The following is an 18663-nucleotide window of genomic DNA, read 5'->3' on the forward strand; positions in this document are numbered from 1 at the left end:
TCAGCCGAGGCGACGTTGGGTAAATGATGGTGAATTTTAGTAAATTCTTCCAGGTCGATAGGGGAAAGGAGTTGATAATTAGTATCAAAAACATAGTCAGGAACAAGGAGGTCGACCCCATTAATGGTAACATTGCCGCCATCTTTAATATAAAGACCGTAACCGGCGTTGTCGTAGAGTTTGATGCCGTCGTTGTTGAGAGCCTCGATTTTATTGGTGGTTAGTTTAAGATTGGAAATAACTAATTCATCGTCGACTTGGGCATTTTTAGCCTTGACTTTGAAATCAGGGGAAAAGCCATAGCTGGTAATACCACCAATCCCCAGGCCGCCGGAGAAAACTAAATAATTATCGACAGAATTGGTAATAGACTCGCCGTAAGCGGAAAAAGTTAAATTGGAGCTAATCGTGGCGTTGCCGGCGACACTTAAGCTGATCACTGAGGCAGACGGATCAAGAAAATAACTTGAGGAATCGCTGTCGATAAATTTATTAGCGTAAAAATTGGCTAAAACTTTTGTGGGTTGGCTGAATAAAACCGGGTAGGCGCTATTCTCATCAATCGTCATAATTGCCTGGTCAGCACTGCCTAAGATTTTAAGAGGCAAGGCGGAGTTGGTGGCCAGAGAAGAATTAAGATTGGCTGATTGGGAAGCGGCTTGATTTAGAGTAACCCAGTCTAACCCGTCAAAATACATGAGGTTGCCGGTAGTTTTATCAACGTACTGGCGGCCGAGCTGATTATCAGGTTTAGCGGAAGGGGCAAATTGAAGAGCGGTAGTTTGAATGACGCCTTCAACCAGGGCGGAGTTTTTAAGATAAAGATTGCCTTTTTGGTCAAGAAAAGAGAGGGTGCCGGTATCCGAACCGATGGTAATCTGGCCGTTTAAAAAATTGGCTACCTGAGGCATGGCGATTTGCACATCTTGTTTATTTAAGTCTAGTTGTTGAATGGTCGGAGAAGCGATTTTGGAGGAATTTTGGTAAAAAAGGTAACCAGCAAGAAATAAAACAATGATTAAAGCGGTTAAGCTTAGAAAGTGAGTGTATTTGGTCCAGAGATTCACACCCGGTGTGTGGACATCCCTGCCTGCGCAGGCAGGTTTCACTCCGGGAATGGGATTAGGGGCAAGCTGAAGTTTTTTTAACTTCAAAATATCGTCGGGGGAAAAACGGCGCTGATTGCCGGGAGTTCTTTGGGGAATAAATTTGCCGGATTTTTCCCAGCGCCTAATGGTTTTCGGATGGATCCCTAAAGCTTGGGCAGCGTCTTTAATGCTAAACACTTTTACTCTGGAAATGTCCAACTTTGTCCATATTTTTAAAAGTTTTCACGATTCAGTATGGACTATATGTAAGAAGGTGTCAAGGTGCTAATAACAGAGGAAAAATACCAATATATTTTGTTATATAAAGTTACATATTGTTATAGTTTATAAATGGTTGAAGAATGAAACTGATAGTGTTAAAGTTAGTTAAGCATGGCTTTAAGTAAAAAAATTGGCATTGATTTAGGAACAGCAAATTCGGTGATTTATGTCGAAGGTAAAGGAATTGTGGTACAGGAGCCGACCGTAGTGGCGGTGACTGTGGATGATAACCGGGTGGTGGCGGTGGGCAATGAAGCCAAAGAAATGCTGGGCCGGACGCCGGGGTCGATTGCCGCATCGCGGCCGATGCGCGATGGGGTGATTGCCGATTACGTGATTACCGAAGCAATGCTCCGGTATTTTATTCAAAAAGTCTGCGGTAAAAGTTGGCTGATCAGACCGGAAGTAATGATTTGTGTGCCGGCCGGCTGTACTCAAGTGGAGCAGCGGGCGGTGGAAGATGCCACTTACGCGGCCGGAGCCAAAGAAGTTTATATTATCCAGGAGACATTTGCGGCGGCGCTGGGGGCCGGTATTCCGGTGGGCGAGGCTTCTGGTAATATGGTGGTGGATATGGGCGGTGGTTCGTCTCAGGCGGCAGTAATTTCTTTAGGCGGAGTGGTGGTGGCGAAAAGTGTCCGGGTTTCCGGCAATGCCTTAGATGATGCGATTGCCCTTTATTTGCGAAAAAAACACGGAATTATTATCGGCGAACAGACAGCAGAAGAGATTAAATTAAATATAGGCAGAGCTTTAATGAGTGAAACTGATAATTTGAAGCCAATGTTGGTTAAAGGCAGAGACAGCATTCAGGGTTTGCCGAAAACGGTCGAGGTGGGTCCGGAAGAAATTGAAGAGGCGATGCGACCGAAAATCAACCAAATTGTGGGAATGATTAAAACAGTTTTGGAGGAAATTCCGCCGGAATTGGCCTCGGACATTATCGATAAGGGGATTGTAATGGTGGGGGGAACCTCGCTTTTGAAAAATTTTGACAAATTATTGACCAAAGAAACCGGTGTGCCCTGCCATGTGGCCGAGGAACCACTGTTGGCTGTGGTTAAAGGAACGGGAATTGCTCTGGAGAATCTGGATTTATACAAGCGGGCAGTCAGCCGGAGATAAAATGTTAATCGGTATTGATGCGTCGCGGGCGTTTGGAAAAGACAAAACCGGTACGGAAAATTACTCTAAAGAAATAATTGAGGCGATTTTAAAATTGCCGGAGGCAAAAAAACATGAATTTATTTTATATGTAAGAAATCCCATAAGGTCCGACCTTGCAGGACTGCAAGGTCGGACCTTGCAGGTAAAAGAAATTAACTGGAAGATGTTGTGGACGCAGGGAGGGTTGGCATTAGAGCTTCTTAAAAATCCGGTCGAGGTTTTATGGGTGCCGGCGCATACATTGCCGGTTATCAGAAATCCTAAAATTAAAACTGTGGTGACGATTCACGGCTTGGAGTATGAGTTTTTACCCCAGTATTATCAGTTTCCCCAGAAATTATGGCTGAATAAGTCAACGGAATACGCGGTCAAACAGGCTGACAGATTAATTGCGGTGTCAGCGTGGACAAAAAAACAATTAGCGGCAAGGTTGGGAGCGGATGAGAAAAAAATTACGGTAATTCACGAAGGGATAAGCCCTAAATTTATTAATAGGCAGTTTAGCGGCGAATATTTAAGACAGATTAGATACAAATACTCTTTGCCGGGAAAATACATTTTGTTTGTGGGTACAGTCCAGCCGAGGAAGAATTTAGTCAGGTTAATTGAGGCGTTTTCAAAATTAATCACACACCCGGTGTGTGGACATCTTCCACACCGGGTGTGGAATGGGGATTTGGTCATAGTCGGGAAATTGGGATGGATGTATGAGGAGATTTTGGCGGCACCAAAAAAATATAAAGTGGAAAAAAGAGTGAAATTTATCGGCCGGGTGGCCGAAGCGGATTTGGCCGCGGTCTATAAAATGGCCCAAGTGTTTGTCTACCCGAGTTTAATGGAGGGATTTGGTTTGCCGATTTTAGAGGCTTTGGCTTTAGGCATACCGGTAATTACCTCTGATCGGGGAGCGTTGCCGGAGGTAGCCGGGGAAGGGGCCTTAATCATTAACCCGGAAAAAACAGAAGAAATTACTCAGGCGATTCGCTTGGTTTTAGAAAACGATGAATTGAGGCAGGGATTGATTGAAAAAGGTTTACGCCAGGTAAAGCAGTTTTCTTGGGAAAAGGCGGCCCGGGAAACTCTGGAAATTTTAACAGATTGGTGATAAAATAAGAGCTAGTGAGTAAATTAACTTCGATAAATCCAGTAAACGGCGAGATTTTAGGTGCGGTGAAAATCGCGACTAAAGCAGACATTGAAGAAGCAGTGAGAAAAGCCAAAATTGGTTTTGAGAAATGGCGAGGTGAAGCTTTGGAAAAACGGGGGAAAATTTTGCTAAAAGCGGCGGAATTAATTAAGAAAAATGCCAAAATTTTAGCCAAACAGATTAGTTTAGAAATGGGCAAGCCGTTAACAGAGGCGGAAGACGAGGTGAATGGGGGGATAAATGATGTTAAGAATGCGGTTAAATTCGGATTAAAAGTTTTAGCGGATGAGGTTTTAGTTCCCAAAACCAGTTGGCTGAAATATGATCCGGTCGGGGTGGTGACCCTGATTAAACCCTGGAATTATCCCTTGGATACCCCAATGATGGCTTTAGCGCCGGCTTTAATGGCGGGCAACAGCGTGATTTTAAAGCCATCGGAATATGTACCGCTGGTAACCGATATGTGGGTGAAATTATTATGGCAGGCTGGCGTACCTGCCGATGTGTTGCAAGTGTTGCACGGCCGGGCTTTAGTCGGCCAAATGCTGGTGGATAGCCCAATTGATATGGTCAGTTTTACCGGTTCGACTGTAGTTGGCCAGGAAATTGCCAATAAATGCAGTGCCCGGTTAATTAAATTTGTTTTGGAAATGGGTGGAAGTTCACCGGCAATTGTTTGTGCTGACGCGGATTTGGAAAAAACAGCCGAAAAAATTGTTCATGGCCGGTTTGATAACTGCGGTCAGATTTGTTGTGCCATCAAACGGGTATTTGTGGAGAAAAAAGTTTATAACAAATTAATAAAATTATTAAGTGAAAAAATTAAAAAATTAGAGTTGCAGCCGTTAGTGAGTGAAGTCCAGCTAAAGAAATTTGAACAGCAAATCACCCGGGGGATAATTCAAGGCGGTCGGATAATTGTCGGGGGCCGGAGACTGCGGGACGAAAAACATATTAAGGGTTATTTTCACGAGCCGACGTTAATGATCCATGTGAATAATAAGATGGAAATTATGCGGCAGGAAACTTTCGGGCCGGTGCTGCCGGTGATGGAGGTGGAGAGCTTTGATCAGGCAATTAAGCTGGCGAATGATTCTGATTATGGTCTAACGGCAACGGTGTTTACCAAAGCCAAAGAAAAAATCGCTAAGGCCCAAAAAGAGTTGGTGGCCGGGTCAGTGTATATTAATACGACTTTTGCTTGTCCGGTTGGTTCGCCGTGGACGGGTTTAAAAAAATCCGGTTTCGGCACTGAAGGCGGCAAGCACGGGATTTGGGAGTTTGTTCATAAAAAGCACTGGTATGTTGAGCGTTAAAATTCTGGGAGTAAGGGTGGATAGAGCGAGCTTAGAGGAGGCAGTGGAGTTGGTCGGTAGATGGGTAAGGCAAGATAAAAAAAGATATATTGCGACTATAAATCCCGAGTTTGTGATGTTGGCCCAGAAAGATGAGGAATTTAAAAAAATCTTAAATCAGGCGGATTTGGCAATCTGCGACGGAATCGGATTAGCGTGGGCCATAAAAAGGTCAGACCTTACAAGGTCTGACCTTTTAAGAGTTACGGGTACGGATTTGATGCTGGCATTAATTAAAAAAGGTTATAAAACGGTTTTAACCGGTGGTTTTAATAAAGTGGCGGAAAAGGCCGGTAAAAAACTGGGGGTAGTTGGTATGAGCGAACCCAATGTGGCAGAAATTAATAAAATTAAGCCGGATTTGCTGTTTGTGGCTTTGGGGATGGGAAAACAGGAGAAATGGATTGTTCACAATTTACCCAAATTAAAAGTTAAGGTAGCGATGGGGGTGGGTGGGGCGCTGGACCAAGTGGTGAAGCCGTGGTTAAGAGCACCCTTACGGGTGCAAGCGCTTGGGTTGGAATGGCTGTGGCGGTTGATGGTTCAGCCGTGGCGGATAAAAAGACAGTTAGCGCTAGTTAAGTTTATTAAATTATTTTTCCTGGATACCCAATAACCACAGAACAGCTTCTTTTTTGTAGCGGCGGTCGCCGCGGGAGTTGATACGGATGGCCGGCAGTTTGCCGCGTTTACCCCAGCGTTTGATGGTGAGTGGAGAGACACGTAAGAGTTCGGCCACTTCCCGGACAGTCAATAAATCCGGCAAAGATTCTAGAGAAATTTTAGCTTTTTGAGGCAGAGGTTTATCTTGTGATATATTTTGATTGTCCATTGTCTGTTCAAAAGCAGTCTAATTACTACTCAAACCATAATCAATATATCAAAGAGGATGGGAAGGTGTCAAGTAGAGTTATTTGAGCTCTACCTGAGCGCCAGCGGCTGTAAGTTTTTTCTTAGCAGCTTCGGCCTCTTCTTTCTTAAAAGTGCCGATTTCTTTCGGAGCGGCTTCAGCTAAGTCTTTAGCTTCTTTTAGACCTAAGGCTTGGTTGATTTCTCTTAAAGCCTTGATAACGCCGATTTTGTTGGCGCCAGCAGAGGCGAGAACAACCTGGTATTCGCTTTTTTCTTCAGCAGCCGCAGGAGCGCCTGCGGGAGCGGCGGGGCCAGCCTGCGCTAAAGCTATGGCTGGTGAAGCAGAAACACCAAATTTTTCCTCAAGAGCCTTAACTAAATCAGCTAATTCCAAAACGGAAAGTTTTTCGACTTCTTCGATGATTTTGGTTAATTTGGCAGAAAGTTTGTCTGTCATTTAGATTTCACCCCCTTGTCCGCCTTAACCTTGGCGATGGCGGATATCGCATAAACTAATTTTCTAATGTTACCGGCCAGAACGTTAACAATACCGTAAAGCGGGGATTTAAGCGTGCCGACGGTTTTGGCCAGAAGTTCGACTTTGGTGGGCAAGCTGGCTAATTGATTAACCTGGGTGTCAGTTAAGGGCTTTTTAGCCAAAAAGCCCAGTTTGATTTTCGGCAGTTCGTTGGTTTTGGCAAATTCGGCTAGGACTTTTATTGGGGCAATTTCGTCTTCGTAGGCGAAAAGTATCATGACCGGTCCGGTAAGACTGGCGGGGAGGGAGTATTTTTCTGCTTTTAAAGCCAGAGAAATGAGGCTGTTTTTGGCGACGATTAGTTCGGCGTTAACGGCCTTGACCTGATTTCTTAATTGGCGCTGTTGATTAACGGTTAAACCACGGTAATCGGACAAAACAACAGATTTAGATTTTTGGAGTTTTTCGGCAAGGGTTGAAACAGTAGTAAGATTTTGTTGACTTGGCATAGTTTCCTCGACAAGACTTATTTTAGCGCTTGTTGTCTTAGGACAAAGCTGATTTTATAACTATTGATTAACTGGTGTCAATGGCCTATAATTAGTAATATGACGCAAATTGAAAAAGAGCAATGGCAAGATCAACTATCAGATGATCGGATGCTGTATTGGTATAAAGTGCCGAGTGAAACAGGTTTAGTTAGTTATTGGATTAATTTAATTAAAAGGGGTCAGTCTAAAGAATCAGTTCCGAGCTTACTTTTATCGGTTGATGAAAAGACAAGAACGATAATAAGTCTTGTTCTTACCAGTCAGGACAAGAACATAGTTTTAGGCTTTGATGGGGTTGGTGATCCGACGCACGTTTCGATTATGACTGATTCTCGGATTTTTAATCTAAGCTATAATCTTTTGACAGGTGGAGTTGATTATAGAATGCCCAATGTTGGTTATTATTTAACAGATGAAACTAATGGTCATGTAATTCGGGATGTAGAGGGAAATAATTATTGCCTGGGTTTGGAATGGTTAAGCGATCAAACAATGATGACGGGGAGTGATTCGTGGAAAGATGAGTATTTAAAGATTGTAATTAAACCTTTATCAATGGACCAATTATTAGTTTTTTCGCCACATAACTGGGGAAAATCAGATAAAGCAGAATCAGTGGTGAGGATAATGGAGCGGGTAATGAGCGAAAGAATTATTCCAGTTGCAGTTTAATTGACGGGCTCATGGAGGAGCAGAGATACACAGTCGAAAAATTCTTGGGCTGGAGGGTAGCAATCACGGTGGCAATATTGGCGATCAGTTGTTCGTCTTTAAAGGAAAGTTTGCCGATGACTAAATGTAAAAGCGGGGCTTTGGGCTCGGATTTATAACGGAAAGCGCCGGCTTCCAGTTTTTTCTTCACCGCTTCGGGCTGGGGAGAAATTGTGCCGTTTTTCGGGTTGGGCATTAAGCCTTTGGGGCCTAAAATTTTGGCATATTTTGCCAATTTAGGCATAAATTGAGGTTCAGAAACCAAGACATCAAAGTCAATGACGCCGTCATTTAATTTGGCGAGCAGTTCTTCGGAAGCAATAACAACTTTTTGTTTCCGGCCGGTACCGTGAGGCAGCGACAGTTCACCGGATAATTTTTCGCAGGTTAAATTAGCGTGAAATTCGACGGTAGCATCAAATTTAACCTGAGAGATTTCCCGTAAGAGTTTGACGGCTTCAGGGATCGGGTAAGTTTTTTTCTTATCAACCAGCTTTTTTGAGTTTAGATAACGTTTCGAGCGATGATGCTTAACTCGTTTTTTAATTTTCTTAATTTCTTTAACAATCTCTTTTTCTTTTTTAATTGGTTCCTGGAGAGGAATTTCGGCCACGGGCAATGGTGCTTCGACAGTCTTTTTAGTCTTGGTTTTAGTGAGCTTTTGGCTTCTGACGCCGCTAGCTTTTAGCTGAGCGGTTTCGGATTGGGAGAGATCGACTAGAGCGATTTTCTTTTTGCCCATATTACTTCACTTTTATCCCCATTGAGCGGGCGGTGCCGCTAATAATTTTTTTAGCCGACTCTAAAGAAGTAGTATTTAAGTCATCCAGTTTTTCCCGGGCGATTTTTTCTATCTGACTCATTTTGATAGTGGCAATTACTTCTTTGCCCGGAGTGGCCGAACCTTTGGGAAGATTTAACTCTTTTTTAATCAGGGCGGCAACCGGCGGTTTTTTCAGTTCAAAAATAAAGGAGCGGTCTTCAAAAATGGTGACTAAAGCCGGGATAACTCCCTGCATGGTTTTGGTTTTTTCGTTATATTGCTTGCAAAACTCCATGATGGTCACGCCGTGCTGGCCCAAGGCCGGGCCGATCGGCGGGGCAGGGTTGGCCTTGCCGGCGGGAATATTCAGCTTGATGATAATTTTAATTTTTTTTGCCATAGATTCGACTTCGCTCACTATTAAAAAATCCCTGCGTCACAGCAAGGATTAAATTTCGGTCCGATGTTATCGTGACCTCCCTCGCTGTTGACGAAGTAGGGAAAGTATAACAAAGAATTAAGTTTAAAACAAGATCGTTTCAATTTTAATTATCATCACTATCTTCTTCAGGTTCGCTATAATCTGGATCTTGCCAAACTTTTCCATCCCATTCAGTATTATGTTTGATAATTTCTGGAGGAACACTTGGGGCGTCTGGGTTTGGATCTGGGTTTTGTGCTGGCGGTTCTTGTAACCAAAATTGATTTGATGTAATAAGCATATTATTTCTATTATATCTTCTGCACTTGCAGGAAGTCGAGTTCGACCGGGGTTTCGCGACCGAAAATGGAAACTAAAACCTTAATTTTTCCTCGTGTTTCATCCAAAGATTCAACCGAACCAAGAAAGTCAGCAAACGGGCCTTCAATGATCTTGACCGCTTCGCCAATGGAAAAGACGGATTTATATTTAGGCGCGGCCATGGCCATAAATTTCTGGATATTTTCCACTTCGCTTTTCGGCAGAGGGGTGGGTTGATTGCCGATGCCGACAAAGCCGGTAACCCCTTGGGTGGTGCGGACAGCCAGCCAGGAATCGTCGGTTAAAATCAGTTTAACCAGTAAATAGCCGGGAAAAAGTTTTTCTTTGATGGAGAATTTCTCGCCTTTTTTAATCTGGATTTTGTTTTGGGTAGGGATTAGAACTTCTAAAATATAGTCAGTTAAATTCATCGATTCAGCCCGTTGTTTTAGGGCTTGGGTGACTTTAAGCTCATGGCCGGAGTAGGTGTGGACGACGTACCATTTGGCTTTTGGGGAAGCGGAGTCGTTGATAACGACGTGGTTGGTGTTATCCTTTTCTTCCTGTTCGATGACAATATCAGTCATAATTTATTTTACTAATAAACCAACAAAATTGGTAAAGACATAATCAAGGCCGCCGATGAAGGCGCCTGTCGCCACACTGACGGCAATCACGATGATTGTCAGCCGCAAAACCTGTTTTTTGTTCGGCCAGACAACCTGCTTTAATTCAGCGATCGACGCTTTGATAAAGTTTTGTGATTCTATCATGATTTAATATGTTATACTAGAGTTTGCTTATGGGCAATAGAAAGATAACTAAGGCAGTAATTGCGGTAGCCGGTTACGGAACGAGATTTTTACCGGCCACGAAAAATCAACCCAAGGAAATGCTGCCGATTATCGATAAACCGGTGATCCAGTATTTAGTTGAAGAAGCGGTTAATTCCGGAATTAAGGACATTATTTTAGTCACCCGGTTTGGGCAAACATCTTTGGAAAATCATTTTGATTCAAATTTAGAGCTGGAAATTCAACTGATGAAAAACGGCAAGAAAAAAGAGTTAGAAGAAGTCCAACGGGTTTACCGGATGGCGAATTATATTTACGTGCGGCAGGGAAGGCATTTGCCTTACGGTAACGGCACGCCGCTTCTATGCGTTCAGGATTTATTGGCCCCGAACGAGCGGTTTATTTACATGTTCGGCGATGATTTAGTGTTATCCAAAAAGCCATGCACGAAACAGATCATGGAGTATTCGGATAAAAAGAACGGAGCGGTCACAGTAGCGGTTCAGGAAGTGGCCAAAAGCGAAGTGAGCCGTTACGGGATTTATAAGCTACAAAAAGGGAGCAATGACCGGGTGCAAAGCGCGGTGGAAAAGCCGGAACCGGAAAAAGCGCCGTCGCGCTTAGCGCAGTTCGGCCGGTTTATTTTAAACACGGACATTGTCAAGATTTTAAGAAAAAACCAACAAGAGAATAAATTGGGTAAAAGCAATGAATTGTGGTTGATTGATGCCATTATTGAATATGCCAAAGGACGGCCGGTTTATGCGGCCAGGCTTGAGGGAAAATGGATGACGACCGGTGATCCGCTGCGGTATTTAGAGGCGACGGTAGAGTTTGCTTTGGCGCGACCGGATATGGCCCCGGATTTTAAAAAATATTTAAAAACACTGGATTTAAGTTAATGAGACGCATCGGTGCCCATTTGTCAATCAGCGGCGGATTGGATAAAGCGGTGGAAGCGGCCGTCAGAATGGGTGGAAACTCTTTACAGATTTTTTCTTCGAGCCCGCGGATGTGGCTAGCGGCTCTACCTAAAGAGGATGAGGTCAAAAAATTTAAAGCGACGGCTCTACAAGATGATATTCAGCCAATTTTTATTCATGCTAAGTATTTAATTAATTTAGGTTCGGATAAAACCGAGCTGGTGGCCATTTCCAAAAAGTCTTTAAAACACGATTTATTAGTTGCCAGCTTAATCGGCGCCGAAGGAGTAATTGTTCATTTGGGCAGCCATCAGGGCCGGGGATTCAGTGCGATACAGGAACAATTAGTGAATAGTATTAAAGAGATATTACAGGATAGTTCTAAAGAGTCAGAGCTGATTATTGAAAATAGTGCCGGACAGAAGGGTAAAATATGTTCTCAATTAAGTGAAATTAGCTTGTTAATGACAGCTATTAATGATAGTAGAATTAGGTGGTGCTTGGATACCTGTCATGCCTGGGGGGCAGGGTTTTCCTTCGCTAAAGATTTGGAAAATACCCTGCAGCAGTTTGATCTAGTTAAATCGTTGGTTTGCCTGCACGTCAATGATTCAAAAGGGGTGTTAGGCGGCGGGTTGGACAGGCACGAAAACTTAGGCAAAGGTAAAATGGGACTGGAAGAATTGGCAAAATTCGTTAATTATCCGGCTTTTAAAGATTTGCCTTTGATTATTGAAACGCCGGGATTTGACGGACACGGGCCGGATAAAAAGAATTTGGAAATATTAAAAAAATTAGCCAATGAATAAAAAAATATTTTATTTAATAGGGTTACTAATAGTAATCGGGATAAGTTTGTTTTATTTATGGTCAAGGCAAAAGGGAAATTTTTTATCGCCGGCGTCAAAGTGGATTTTTACAGAGAAACCACTGCAAAAATACAGCTTTCCGGAATTAAGAAAACGAGTGTTTCAGCCGGAGGGAATTTGGGTAGAGGGAGGTAAGTTTTATTATTGGGTGGAAAACAAAAAGGTCAGCGGAAAAATTAATCAGCCGGCAGGCGAAGTGCCGGCGGACGGATGGCCGGTAGTGATTATGGTTAGAGGCTATGTGGATAAGGAAATTTTCCAAACCGGAATCGGGACTCAACCAGCCGCGCAATATTTTGCCAAAAACGGTTTCTTAACTTTAGCGCCGGATTTTTTGGGCTACGGTGAGTCGGATAAAGCACCGGAGAATGACTTGGAAAACAGGTTTTTATGCCCGGTGGAAGCGCTGCAGTTAATTGCGTCAGTGAAAATGTTACCGCAGGCGAACGCGGACAAAATTAATATTTGGGGGCATAGCAACGGCGGTCAGATTGCCTTATCAGTTTTGGAGATTTCCGGAAAAAACTATCCGACGGTTTTATGGGCGCCAGTATCCAAACCGTTTCCATACTCAATCCTTTATTACACGGACGAGTATGATGATTATGGCAAAGCGCTGCGGAAGTTAATTGCCGGCTTTGATACCCAATACGACGCCAATGAGTTTTCGATCCATAATTATTATGACTGGGTTCAGGCATCGGTCCAAATTCACCAGGGAACGGCCGATGAGTCGGTTCCCTTGAAATGGTCGCAGGATTTGGAGAAAAATTTAAAAGATAAAGGGAAGACAGTAAAACTTTATATTTATCCCGGAGCGGATCATAATTTACAACCGGGTTGGGATGAAGCAGTGCAAAGAAGCCTAGAGTGGTTTAAAGAAAATTGATTTTTAGTCAGTAATACTATAAGATATTGGAAATATGGCGAGGTTAGAAGTAGTTTCAGAACTTCAAGCAATAGAAAAATTAGAGCAAAGTCCACTGGAAAAATTTCCAGAATTATGGACAGAGGTAAACGGGACTCCAACCATTCATATCTCACTGGTTAAGGCTTTAATTGTCAGAAAAGATGGACAAGAAACAGGTCCGAAAGATGGAAAATTCAGGACAACAATTTACATAACAATGGAAGCTTTAGAAAAACAGGGAGTGAGGCCGAAGGATAAAAAATTTTGGGACGTTGAGTATCTTAGGCATTTTTGGCAGCAATTTCAAGGCGGTGCAGATAACTATAGAAGAGTCTATCAAATGCAAGAGATTGACAGTAATGTTCTGGAGAGATTGAAAGCATTAAAACCAAAAGTTAAAGTGGACAGATGGACTACGGCGGCGGAAAAAACTCCAAAATTAATAGAATTTTCTGAAATTAATGTTTCTGAACATGATGAGGAATATTCACCTATCAATCGGTTAATCGAACTGGGGCGGAAGAAATCTTATGTCACTTTTGACGACATTGTGCATTTTTTCCCGGAGGCCGAACAGGATGCGGGACAGTTGGAAGAAGTTTTTGCCGGACTGTTAAGCGAGGGGGTGGTTTTTTTGGAAGATGCGTCGACTGGTGAACCTTTGGATGACGAACTGATGGGTGCGGAAGAAACCGAAGCTGAGACAAAGACGGAAGCGTTGCCTGATGATTATCTGGCCAACATTGATGTTGATGATACCATCGGGTTGTACCTTAAAGAAGTTAGTCGGGTGCCGCTTTTAACCGCTACCGAAGAAGTGGGGTTGGCCCAAAGTATCGAGCGTGGCAGAATGGCCCGTGAAGAATTGGCCCGCGGCAAAACTTTTCCCAGCCGCCGCTTAGAACTGCATCAAATTATTGAGGATGGTTGGGTTAGCCGTGAGCACCTAATTAATGCCAATGCCCGTCTCGTTATTTCGGTAGCCAAGAAATATATGGGTCGTGGCGTGCCTTTTCTTGATTTAATTCAGGAAGGGAACATTGGTCTGATGCGGGCTGTCAAGAAATTTGATTACCGCCGCGGCCACAAATTCTCCACCTATGCGACGTGGTGGATCCGTCAGGCCGTGAGTCGCGCCATTGCCGACGAAGGCCGCACTATCCGTGTACCGGTCCACATGGGCGATCAGATTAATAAAATGTTACGTGTTCAGCATCAACTGACCCAAGGTTTGGGACGGGAACCGTCAGTGGAGGAATTGGCTGTCGCACTCAATACCCAGCCCAAGAAAGTTGAGAATATGATTGCAGTGGCACAGCGGCCGCTTTCATTGGAGACACCGACTGATGATGAGGAAAGCTCTGTTCTCGGCGATTTTATCGAAGATGATGAAATCTCCCCGCCGGATGAGGCGACTGCGGATTTGTTACGTGAACACTTGAGTGGATTTCTGAATGGCTTACCCCCGCGTGAAGCCAGGGTTCTGCAACTGCGTTACGGTTTACTGGACGGACAGGCTTATACTCTTGAAGAAGTCGGTCAGAAGATGGGTGTTACCCGTGAGCGTATCCGGCAAATTGAAGCTCAGGCATTATCCCGTCTGCGTCACTTGGCAGTCAGGCGGAAATTAAGAGATTATTTGGGATAGTAAAGCAGGGGTGGAAGGATTTGAACCCTCACGAGAGCTTTTGGAGAGCTCCATGCTACCGTTGACATCACACCCCTTTGTTAAAACTATTTTAACATATGCTTGTTATAATTATTGAGTGTCTGACAATCGCTTAACTAAAATTTTACTGGTAATATTGCTGTGTTTATTTTACGGCTTGTTTTTGAGTCACAAAATTAATTTGGTCACGGCGGATCTGGGAAGGCATTTGGTTAACGGACAAGTTTTCTGGGAAAAAGGCCAGATTTTGAAGACAAATACCTATTCTTATACAGAAACCGATTATCCGGTTTTAAATCATCATTGGTTGAGTGGAGTGATTTTTTACAAAATTTGGCAAATAGGCGGATTTAGCGGTCTGCAGCTATTTTATATTTTGTTGTCAACGGCGGCTTTGGGGCTAATGTTGTGGTGGGCGTATGGCTCCGGTAATTTACTAATAACGACTTTATTGGCCTTGCCGGTGATTAATTTATTGGCAGAACGGACAGAGATCAGGCCGGAGGTATTTACTTACTTTTTTGTCAGTGTATTTTGGTTAATTTTGACAAAGTTTAAAGATAATCAGAAGACAAAATGGATTTGGCTGTTGCCGGTATTACAAATAGTGTGGGTTAATACTCACATTTATTTTTTCCTCGGGCCGGGCTTAATCGGCTGTTTTTTATTGGGTAAACGGAGGTTTAAATTATTGACTGTTTTTATAGTTGATTGCTTGGCAATAATGGTTAATCCGTATGGAGTTAAGGGGTTGCTGGCGCCGCTGACGATTTTTAATAACTACGGTTACCGGCTGGCGGAAAATCAGCCGGTGTGGATGATTGAAAAAATACTCAGCAACCCGCATTATTTGGTGTTTAAAATAGTATTTTTACTGCTAGTGGCCAGTTTTATTTTTGTCTTTATCAAACAAAGAAAAGTAGCGGTGACTAATTTATTGGTAGCGGTGGCGATCAGTGCGGCCGGGTGGCTGGCGATCAGGAATTTTGCCTTATTTGGTTTACTGACTTTACCAATTATGGCGGTTAATTGGTCAGGGATTGCCAAAAATAGTCAAAATCAGTCATTTCTAGGGGTGACGGCGGTAGCAGTGGGAATAGTCGTTTACAGCCTGACGCATCAATTCGGTTTAGGTCTGGAAGTTAATAATCAAAAAGCTGCCGAGTTTTTTATTAAAGAAAACTTATCCGGCCCGATTTTTAACAATTATGATATCGGCAGTTACTTAATTTATTATTTTTATCCGCAGGAAAAAGTGTTTGTGGATAATCGGCCGGAAGCTTACACGGCAGATTTTTTTACTAAAGTTTATGTGCCGATGCAGGAAGACGATCAGGTGTGGCAGAAACAGCTGGAAAAATATCAATTTCAGGCGATTATTTTTTCGATTAAGGACTTTACGCCGTGGGGACAGCAATTTTTAATTCAGAGAGTGAAAGATCCGGAATGGGCGCCGGTTTATGCTGATCAAAGAGTCATCATTTTTTTGAAGAGAAATGAAAAAAATGCGCCGGTGATCTCTCAGTTTGAGTTGCTGAAAGAGCGGTTCAGAATAAGTGGACCCGGAGGGAATTGAACCCTCTACTCTTCCATGCCATGGAAGCATGTTACCGGTATACCACGGGCCCGGAAATTTATTTTAATTTACTGGTTTCTTTGTGAATGGTGTGTTTACGGCACTTGCGGCAATACTTGGTTAACGCCAATTTTTCCGGAGTATTGGTCCGGTTTTTTTGGGTAATGTAGTTTTGCCGATTGCAGACGGAACACTTAAGAGCAATCAGTCCGCGCGGGCCTTTAGATTTTTTTGCCATAGACTGAAATATTAGCAGTAATTAGTGTTTTTGGCAATTTGGAGCCGTCTCCGGGATTTGAACCCGGGACCCCGCCCTTACCATGGGCGTGCTCTACCAACTGAGCTAAGACGGCGTGCTTGCACTGAGCAAAGCGAAGTGCTGGGGGCAGGGTTCGAACCTGCGTAGCCGTAAGGCACGTGTTTTACAGACACGGGTAATTGACCGCTCTACCACCCCAGCTTTTTAACTTCATGCTATTATAGCAATATGACTACAGTTTTGATAAGGAATAAAGTTGATGAAGAAGGCTTAAATCAAGCCAAAAAAGATTACGGCGAATATATTAAAGTGGTTGTAGATATAAAAACAAAATTAATAACAATCGGGGGGGAATGGCATGCAGGCGGAGAGAAAATATTGATAGCCAATGGAAGCAAGCAGAGCGATTTGTGGGGCGGCGGAATTAATTTAAAAAATCAGCAGTTTGATTATACAGCCTTGATTAATATCCGCGGTCAGACAAACCCCAGCCATGTGATTATGGATGTAAAAATAAGAGAAAAATTTGATAAAATTGTGAGAGAAAAACTAAATTTATGAATCATAAAAAAAATTTATCGGCAGATTTAATGAGGATTGGGGAGTGGTTGTATCATGGCGAGATAAATTTGGCCAGCCAATTTTTGGAGAGAGATATCAAGTTGTATGGAAATAAGGGACTGAAAATTGGTAATTTACCTGCCGGGTCATGGTTAAATAAGATAAAAAATCTAAGCGGAGAAAAATTGAAGGCGGCAGAGAAGGCGTGGACGGCGGCGGCAATTTTGGTTTAGTTTTTTTATAGTTGAGCCGCCTCTCAGATTTGAACTGAGGACCTTCGCTTTACAAAAGCGTTGCTCTACCACTGAGCTAAGGCGGCGTGGAAGAATACAAACTACCCTACACATGGTCGTTGGTTGAAACTGTTCCCCGAACTAAAGTTCAAGGTGGAAAGCTAATCAAAAATCCACAGATTTCTGGTATAATGCCTTCCTTATAGAAAGCGTTGAGGAAAAATTTTTCAACTTGTCAACGCGCCCGGTAGGGCAGTAAAATCATTATAGCAGGTTGTCAAGCATTATGAATCAAGCCCTTAGTACACCAGAAACGCATGCAGAAGCACTAGAATGGAATAAGATTATCAATGAGCAGGCGGACACCAAAGCTGGCCTTGATGAGTTAACCGGTGCCTATAACAGAAAAGGACTTAGAAGACTTTTAAGAAAAATGATTGCGGTTCCTGATAAATATAAAGATATTAACGGTCAGGATTTGGTTGGACAAAAAGTAGCGGTTTTAATGCTGGACTTAGACCATTTTAAAAGAATAAATGATATGTATGGTCATGGAGTTGGAGATAGAGTCCTTAACTCTTTCGCCCGACTTTTATTAAGGAATATTCATAACACTGATGCTTTAGTAAGAGTGGGGGGAGAGGAATTTTTACTGATACTGTTTGGAGAAGATAAATCCGGCAGAGCAACATACGAGGGAATTGATGAGAGATTAAAAGAATTGCCAATTTTAACAGGGAAAAATTCCAAGACAATGAGGGTGAATTTTAGCGCTGGTTTATGTGAGGTTGGTTGGGATAAAATGGTTAAGATTGCCGAAACGGATGACAGTCAATTAACGAACGTTTTTGCAGATGTTTATAAGCCGGCGGACAGGGCTTTATATCAGGCAAAACAAAGAGGAAGAGGTCAATTAGTAATTGCTTCAGAGCAGTAAATTCGTAATCACATTTATCACCGGCATAATGAGTTTGATGGCTAAAGATGAGCCGCCGATGGGGAGAATTAACAAAATCAGTAAAACCGTACCGTAAGAGCGCATAAAGTCGTTGTATTCGTCAGCCCAGTCTAAAGGCAAGATGCCGTAAAGGATTTTAGAACCGTCAAGCGGGGGTATGGGCAGAAGATTGAAAATAGCCAGGTTAACATTAATAATAATTAAGGGAAGAAAAATAAGAGATAAGAGAGGGATGCCGGAAAGTTTGGTAATAATAGAAAGAATAGTGGCTAAAATCAGATTGCTGGCCGGACCGGCAAGAGAAATTAAGGCGGCGTCGCGTTTGGGGTGGCGCAGGTTAAAGGGGTCAAAAGGGACGGGTTTGCCCCAGCCGAAATGGAAAAATAAAAGCATCAAGGTGCCGATGGGGTCAAGATGGTTTAAGGGGTTAAGACTTAAACGTTTCATTAGTCTGGGAGTAGGGTCGCCTAATTTATCGGCCACCAGGGCGTGGCTAAATTCATGAACAGTTAGGGCGATTAAAAGCGCGGGAATAAAAATCAGGAAATCATTGAACATAATTTTAAATTAACCTAATTATTCTAATTGACCTAATTGACCTAATGAATTATAGTATATCCTGATATGTCACACAGGTGTCAAAAATGCGGTAAAGGTATCCAGTACGGGCATTTTGTATCGCATGCCAAAAACAGGGTATTAAGAGTATTCCAACCCAACTTAAAGCGGATAACGGTAATGGTTGACGGGAAAAAACAGAGAATGATTTTGTGTA

At 42.9% G+C, this 18663-nt stretch carries 24 protein-coding genes and 5 tRNA genes; 13 read left to right on the forward strand and 16 right to left on the reverse strand.

What is annotated here, in order from left to right:
• The coding region (locus NTZ93_04400) for a helix-turn-helix domain-containing protein (protein ID MCX6817081.1) at nt 1-1286 on the reverse strand (1286 nt) is incomplete at its 3' end.
• A gap of 195 nt (nt 1287-1481) precedes the next feature.
• On the opposite strand from NTZ93_04400, the gene NTZ93_04405 reads away from it, so the two are divergent.
• The 4 genes from NTZ93_04405 to NTZ93_04420 are packed head-to-tail and all read left to right on the forward strand — an operon-like array spanning nt 1482 to nt 5655.
• Nucleotides 1482-2495 (forward strand): rod shape-determining protein, encoded by a 1014-nt coding sequence (locus tag NTZ93_04405; protein MCX6817082.1) that lies wholly within the window; start codon nt 1482-1484, stop codon nt 2493-2495.
• A gap of 1 nt (nt 2496) precedes the next feature.
• Nucleotides 2497-3642 carry a glycosyltransferase family 1 protein gene (locus NTZ93_04410; GenBank protein MCX6817083.1) on the forward strand — a complete coding sequence of 382 codons (1146 nt, stop codon included), beginning with the start codon at nt 2497-2499 and terminating at the stop codon, nt 3640-3642.
• Nucleotides 3643-3656: 14 nt separating this feature from the next.
• Nucleotides 3657-5000, forward strand: a complete 1344-nt coding sequence (locus tag NTZ93_04415; GenBank protein ID MCX6817084.1) for an aldehyde dehydrogenase family protein — start codon at nt 3657-3659, stop codon at nt 4998-5000.
• Nucleotides 4987-5655 carry a WecB/TagA/CpsF family glycosyltransferase gene (locus tag NTZ93_04420; protein MCX6817085.1) on the forward strand — a complete coding sequence of 223 codons (669 nt, stop codon included), beginning with the start codon at nt 4987-4989 and terminating at the stop codon, nt 5653-5655. The genes NTZ93_04415 and NTZ93_04420 overlap by 14 nt, the downstream gene beginning before the upstream one ends.
• Here NTZ93_04420 and NTZ93_04425 read toward each other — a convergent pair.
• The 3 genes from NTZ93_04425 to rplJ form a co-directional block, all read right to left on the reverse strand.
• Nucleotides 5632-5871: a MerR family transcriptional regulator gene (locus NTZ93_04425; protein MCX6817086.1), complete on the reverse strand. Its 240-nt coding sequence runs from the start codon at nt 5869-5871 to the stop codon at nt 5632-5634. The genes NTZ93_04420 and NTZ93_04425 overlap by 24 nt on opposite strands.
• Before the next feature lie 78 nt (nt 5872-5949).
• The gene (gene rplL, locus NTZ93_04430) at nt 5950-6348 is read right to left on the reverse strand and encodes a 50S ribosomal protein L7/L12 (protein ID MCX6817087.1); all 399 of its coding nucleotides are present in this window, start codon (nt 6346-6348) and stop codon (nt 5950-5952) included.
• Nucleotides 6345-6878, reverse strand: a complete 534-nt coding sequence (gene rplJ / locus NTZ93_04435; GenBank protein ID MCX6817088.1) for a 50S ribosomal protein L10 — start codon at nt 6876-6878, stop codon at nt 6345-6347. The genes rplL and rplJ overlap by 4 nt, the downstream gene beginning before the upstream one ends.
• A gap of 99 nt (nt 6879-6977) precedes the next feature.
• Between rplJ and NTZ93_04440 the strand changes: the two genes are divergently transcribed.
• Nucleotides 6978-7592 carry a hypothetical protein gene (locus tag NTZ93_04440; GenBank protein ID MCX6817089.1) on the forward strand — a complete coding sequence of 205 codons (615 nt, stop codon included), beginning with the start codon at nt 6978-6980 and terminating at the stop codon, nt 7590-7592.
• Here the strand turns inward: NTZ93_04440 and NTZ93_04445 are convergent.
• The 5 genes from NTZ93_04445 to secE all read right to left on the reverse strand — a co-directional run bounded on the left by NTZ93_04445 (nt 7573) and on the right by secE (nt 9909).
• On the reverse strand, nt 7573-8373 hold the full coding sequence (locus NTZ93_04445) for a hypothetical protein (GenBank protein ID MCX6817090.1): 801 nt from the start codon (nt 8371-8373) through the stop codon (nt 7573-7575). The genes NTZ93_04440 and NTZ93_04445 overlap by 20 nt on opposite strands.
• Nucleotide 8374: 1 nt before the next feature.
• Nucleotides 8375-8794 carry a 50S ribosomal protein L11 gene (gene rplK, locus NTZ93_04450; protein MCX6817091.1) on the reverse strand — a complete coding sequence of 140 codons (420 nt, stop codon included), beginning with the start codon at nt 8792-8794 and terminating at the stop codon, nt 8375-8377.
• 145 nt (nt 8795-8939) lie between these two features.
• On the reverse strand, nt 8940-9116 hold the full coding sequence (locus NTZ93_04455; GenBank protein ID MCX6817092.1) for a hypothetical protein: 177 nt from the start codon (nt 9114-9116) through the stop codon (nt 8940-8942).
• A gap of 10 nt (nt 9117-9126) precedes the next feature.
• Nucleotides 9127-9723: a transcription termination/antitermination protein NusG gene (nusG, locus tag NTZ93_04460; protein ID MCX6817093.1), complete on the reverse strand. Its 597-nt coding sequence runs from the start codon at nt 9721-9723 to the stop codon at nt 9127-9129.
• 3 nt (nt 9724-9726) lie between these two features.
• A complete protein-coding gene (gene secE / locus NTZ93_04465; GenBank protein ID MCX6817094.1) occupies nt 9727-9909 on the reverse strand; it encodes a preprotein translocase subunit SecE in 183 nt (60 codons plus the stop codon).
• Nucleotides 9910-9938: 29 nt separating this feature from the next.
• On the opposite strand from secE, the gene NTZ93_04470 reads away from it, so the two are divergent.
• The 4 genes from NTZ93_04470 (at nt 9939) to NTZ93_04485 (ending at nt 14280) form a co-directional block, all read left to right on the forward strand.
• Nucleotides 9939-10832, forward strand: coding sequence for a UTP--glucose-1-phosphate uridylyltransferase (locus tag NTZ93_04470; protein MCX6817095.1), 894 nt, complete (start codon nt 9939-9941; stop codon nt 10830-10832).
• Nucleotides 10832-11662 carry a deoxyribonuclease IV gene (locus NTZ93_04475; protein MCX6817096.1) on the forward strand — a complete coding sequence of 277 codons (831 nt, stop codon included), beginning with the start codon at nt 10832-10834 and terminating at the stop codon, nt 11660-11662. Before NTZ93_04470 ends, NTZ93_04475 begins: the two co-directional genes overlap by 1 nt.
• Nucleotides 11655-12611: an alpha/beta fold hydrolase gene (locus NTZ93_04480; protein MCX6817097.1), complete on the forward strand. Its 957-nt coding sequence runs from the start codon at nt 11655-11657 to the stop codon at nt 12609-12611. Before NTZ93_04475 ends, NTZ93_04480 begins: the two co-directional genes overlap by 8 nt.
• Before the next feature lie 478 nt (nt 12612-13089).
• Nucleotides 13090-14280, forward strand: a complete 1191-nt coding sequence (locus NTZ93_04485) for a sigma-70 family RNA polymerase sigma factor (protein ID MCX6817098.1) — start codon at nt 13090-13092, stop codon at nt 14278-14280.
• A gap of 5 nt (nt 14281-14285) precedes the next feature.
• Here NTZ93_04485 and NTZ93_04490 read toward each other — a convergent pair.
• Nucleotides 14286-14357: transfer RNA gene (locus NTZ93_04490), tRNA-Trp, on the reverse strand.
• Nucleotides 14358-14398: 41 nt separating this feature from the next.
• On the opposite strand from NTZ93_04490, the gene NTZ93_04495 reads away from it, so the two are divergent.
• A complete protein-coding gene (locus NTZ93_04495) occupies nt 14399-15877 on the forward strand; it encodes a hypothetical protein (GenBank protein MCX6817099.1) in 1479 nt (492 codons plus the stop codon).
• On the opposite strand, the gene NTZ93_04500 is transcribed toward NTZ93_04495, so the two are convergent.
• From NTZ93_04500 to NTZ93_04515, 4 genes are all read right to left on the reverse strand, one after another.
• Nucleotides 15859-15929: transfer RNA gene (locus NTZ93_04500), tRNA-Ala, on the reverse strand. The two genes, NTZ93_04495 and NTZ93_04500, sit on opposite strands and share 19 nt — an antisense overlap.
• Before the next feature lie 6 nt (nt 15930-15935).
• Nucleotides 15936-16115, reverse strand: a complete 180-nt coding sequence (rpmG, locus tag NTZ93_04505) for a 50S ribosomal protein L33 (protein MCX6817100.1) — start codon at nt 16113-16115, stop codon at nt 15936-15938.
• Between the two features lie 39 nt (nt 16116-16154).
• A tRNA-Thr gene (locus tag NTZ93_04510) sits at nt 16155-16230 on the reverse strand.
• Nucleotides 16231-16254: 24 nt separating this feature from the next.
• Nucleotides 16255-16337: transfer RNA gene (locus NTZ93_04515), tRNA-Tyr, on the reverse strand.
• A 27-nt stretch (nt 16338-16364) separates the two neighbouring features.
• On the opposite strand from NTZ93_04515, the gene NTZ93_04520 reads away from it, so the two are divergent.
• Nucleotides 16365-16697 (forward strand): DUF5674 family protein, encoded by a 333-nt coding sequence (locus NTZ93_04520; protein MCX6817101.1) that lies wholly within the window; start codon nt 16365-16367, stop codon nt 16695-16697.
• Entirely contained in the window at nt 16694-16930 is a 237-nt protein-coding gene (locus NTZ93_04525; GenBank protein MCX6817102.1) for a hypothetical protein, read from the forward strand. Before NTZ93_04520 ends, NTZ93_04525 begins: the two co-directional genes overlap by 4 nt.
• Before the next feature lie 14 nt (nt 16931-16944).
• On the opposite strand, the gene NTZ93_04530 is transcribed toward NTZ93_04525, so the two are convergent.
• Nucleotides 16945-17016, reverse strand: a tRNA-Thr gene (locus tag NTZ93_04530).
• Nucleotides 17017-17216: 200 nt separating this feature from the next.
• Between NTZ93_04530 and NTZ93_04535 the strand changes: the two genes are divergently transcribed.
• The gene (locus NTZ93_04535) at nt 17217-17867 is read left to right on the forward strand and encodes a GGDEF domain-containing protein (GenBank protein ID MCX6817103.1); all 651 of its coding nucleotides are present in this window, start codon (nt 17217-17219) and stop codon (nt 17865-17867) included.
• On the opposite strand, the gene NTZ93_04540 is transcribed toward NTZ93_04535, so the two are convergent.
• On the reverse strand, nt 17856-18446 hold the full coding sequence (locus NTZ93_04540; GenBank protein MCX6817104.1) for a site-2 protease family protein: 591 nt from the start codon (nt 18444-18446) through the stop codon (nt 17856-17858). The genes NTZ93_04535 and NTZ93_04540 overlap by 12 nt on opposite strands.
• Between the last annotated feature and the right edge of the window lie 217 nt (nt 18447-18663).

It is taken from the genome of Candidatus Beckwithbacteria bacterium (assembly GCA_026397255.1).
In the GTDB taxonomy this organism is placed as follows: domain Bacteria; phylum Patescibacteriota; class Microgenomatia; order UBA1400; family CG1-02-47-37; genus JAPLVF01.

Bases quoted from the DNA above. Each gene is read 5' to 3' on its own strand.
- NTZ93_04405 (MCX6817082.1), top strand. From the start codon at position 1,482: ATGGCTTTAAGTAAAAAAATTGGCATTGATTTAGGAACAGCAAATTCG.
- NTZ93_04410 (MCX6817083.1), top strand. From the start codon at position 2,497: ATGTTAATCGGTATTGATGCGTCGCGGGCGTTTGGAAAAGACAAAACC.
- NTZ93_04420 (MCX6817085.1), top strand. From the start codon at position 4,987: ATGTTGAGCGTTAAAATTCTGGGAGTAAGGGTGGATAGAGCGAGCTTA.
- NTZ93_04425 (MCX6817086.1), bottom strand. From the start codon at position 5,871: ATGGACAATCAAAATATATCACAAGATAAACCTCTGCCTCAAAAAGCT.
- rplL (MCX6817087.1), bottom strand. From the start codon at position 6,348: ATGACAGACAAACTTTCTGCCAAATTAACCAAAATCATCGAAGAAGTC.
- rplJ (MCX6817088.1), bottom strand. From the start codon at position 6,878: ATGCCAAGTCAACAAAATCTTACTACTGTTTCAACCCTTGCCGAAAAA.
- NTZ93_04440 (MCX6817089.1), top strand. From the start codon at position 6,978: ATGACGCAAATTGAAAAAGAGCAATGGCAAGATCAACTATCAGATGAT.
- NTZ93_04445 (MCX6817090.1), bottom strand. From the start codon at position 8,373: ATGGGCAAAAAGAAAATCGCTCTAGTCGATCTCTCCCAATCCGAAACC.
- rplK (MCX6817091.1), bottom strand. From the start codon at position 8,794: ATGGCAAAAAAAATTAAAATTATCATCAAGCTGAATATTCCCGCCGGC.
- NTZ93_04455 (MCX6817092.1), bottom strand. From the start codon at position 9,116: ATGCTTATTACATCAAATCAATTTTGGTTACAAGAACCGCCAGCACAA.
- nusG (MCX6817093.1), bottom strand. From the start codon at position 9,723: ATGACTGATATTGTCATCGAACAGGAAGAAAAGGATAACACCAACCAC.
- secE (MCX6817094.1), bottom strand. From the start codon at position 9,909: ATGATAGAATCACAAAACTTTATCAAAGCGTCGATCGCTGAATTAAAG.
- NTZ93_04470 (MCX6817095.1), top strand. From the start codon at position 9,939: ATGGGCAATAGAAAGATAACTAAGGCAGTAATTGCGGTAGCCGGTTAC.
- NTZ93_04475 (MCX6817096.1), top strand. From the start codon at position 10,832: ATGAGACGCATCGGTGCCCATTTGTCAATCAGCGGCGGATTGGATAAA.
- NTZ93_04480 (MCX6817097.1), top strand. From the start codon at position 11,655: ATGAATAAAAAAATATTTTATTTAATAGGGTTACTAATAGTAATCGGG.
- rpmG (MCX6817100.1), bottom strand. From the start codon at position 16,115: ATGGCAAAAAAATCTAAAGGCCCGCGCGGACTGATTGCTCTTAAGTGT.
- NTZ93_04520 (MCX6817101.1), top strand. From the start codon at position 16,365: ATGACTACAGTTTTGATAAGGAATAAAGTTGATGAAGAAGGCTTAAAT.
- NTZ93_04525 (MCX6817102.1), top strand. From the start codon at position 16,694: ATGAATCATAAAAAAAATTTATCGGCAGATTTAATGAGGATTGGGGAG.
- NTZ93_04535 (MCX6817103.1), top strand. From the start codon at position 17,217: ATGAATCAAGCCCTTAGTACACCAGAAACGCATGCAGAAGCACTAGAA.
- NTZ93_04540 (MCX6817104.1), bottom strand. From the start codon at position 18,446: ATGTTCAATGATTTCCTGATTTTTATTCCCGCGCTTTTAATCGCCCTA.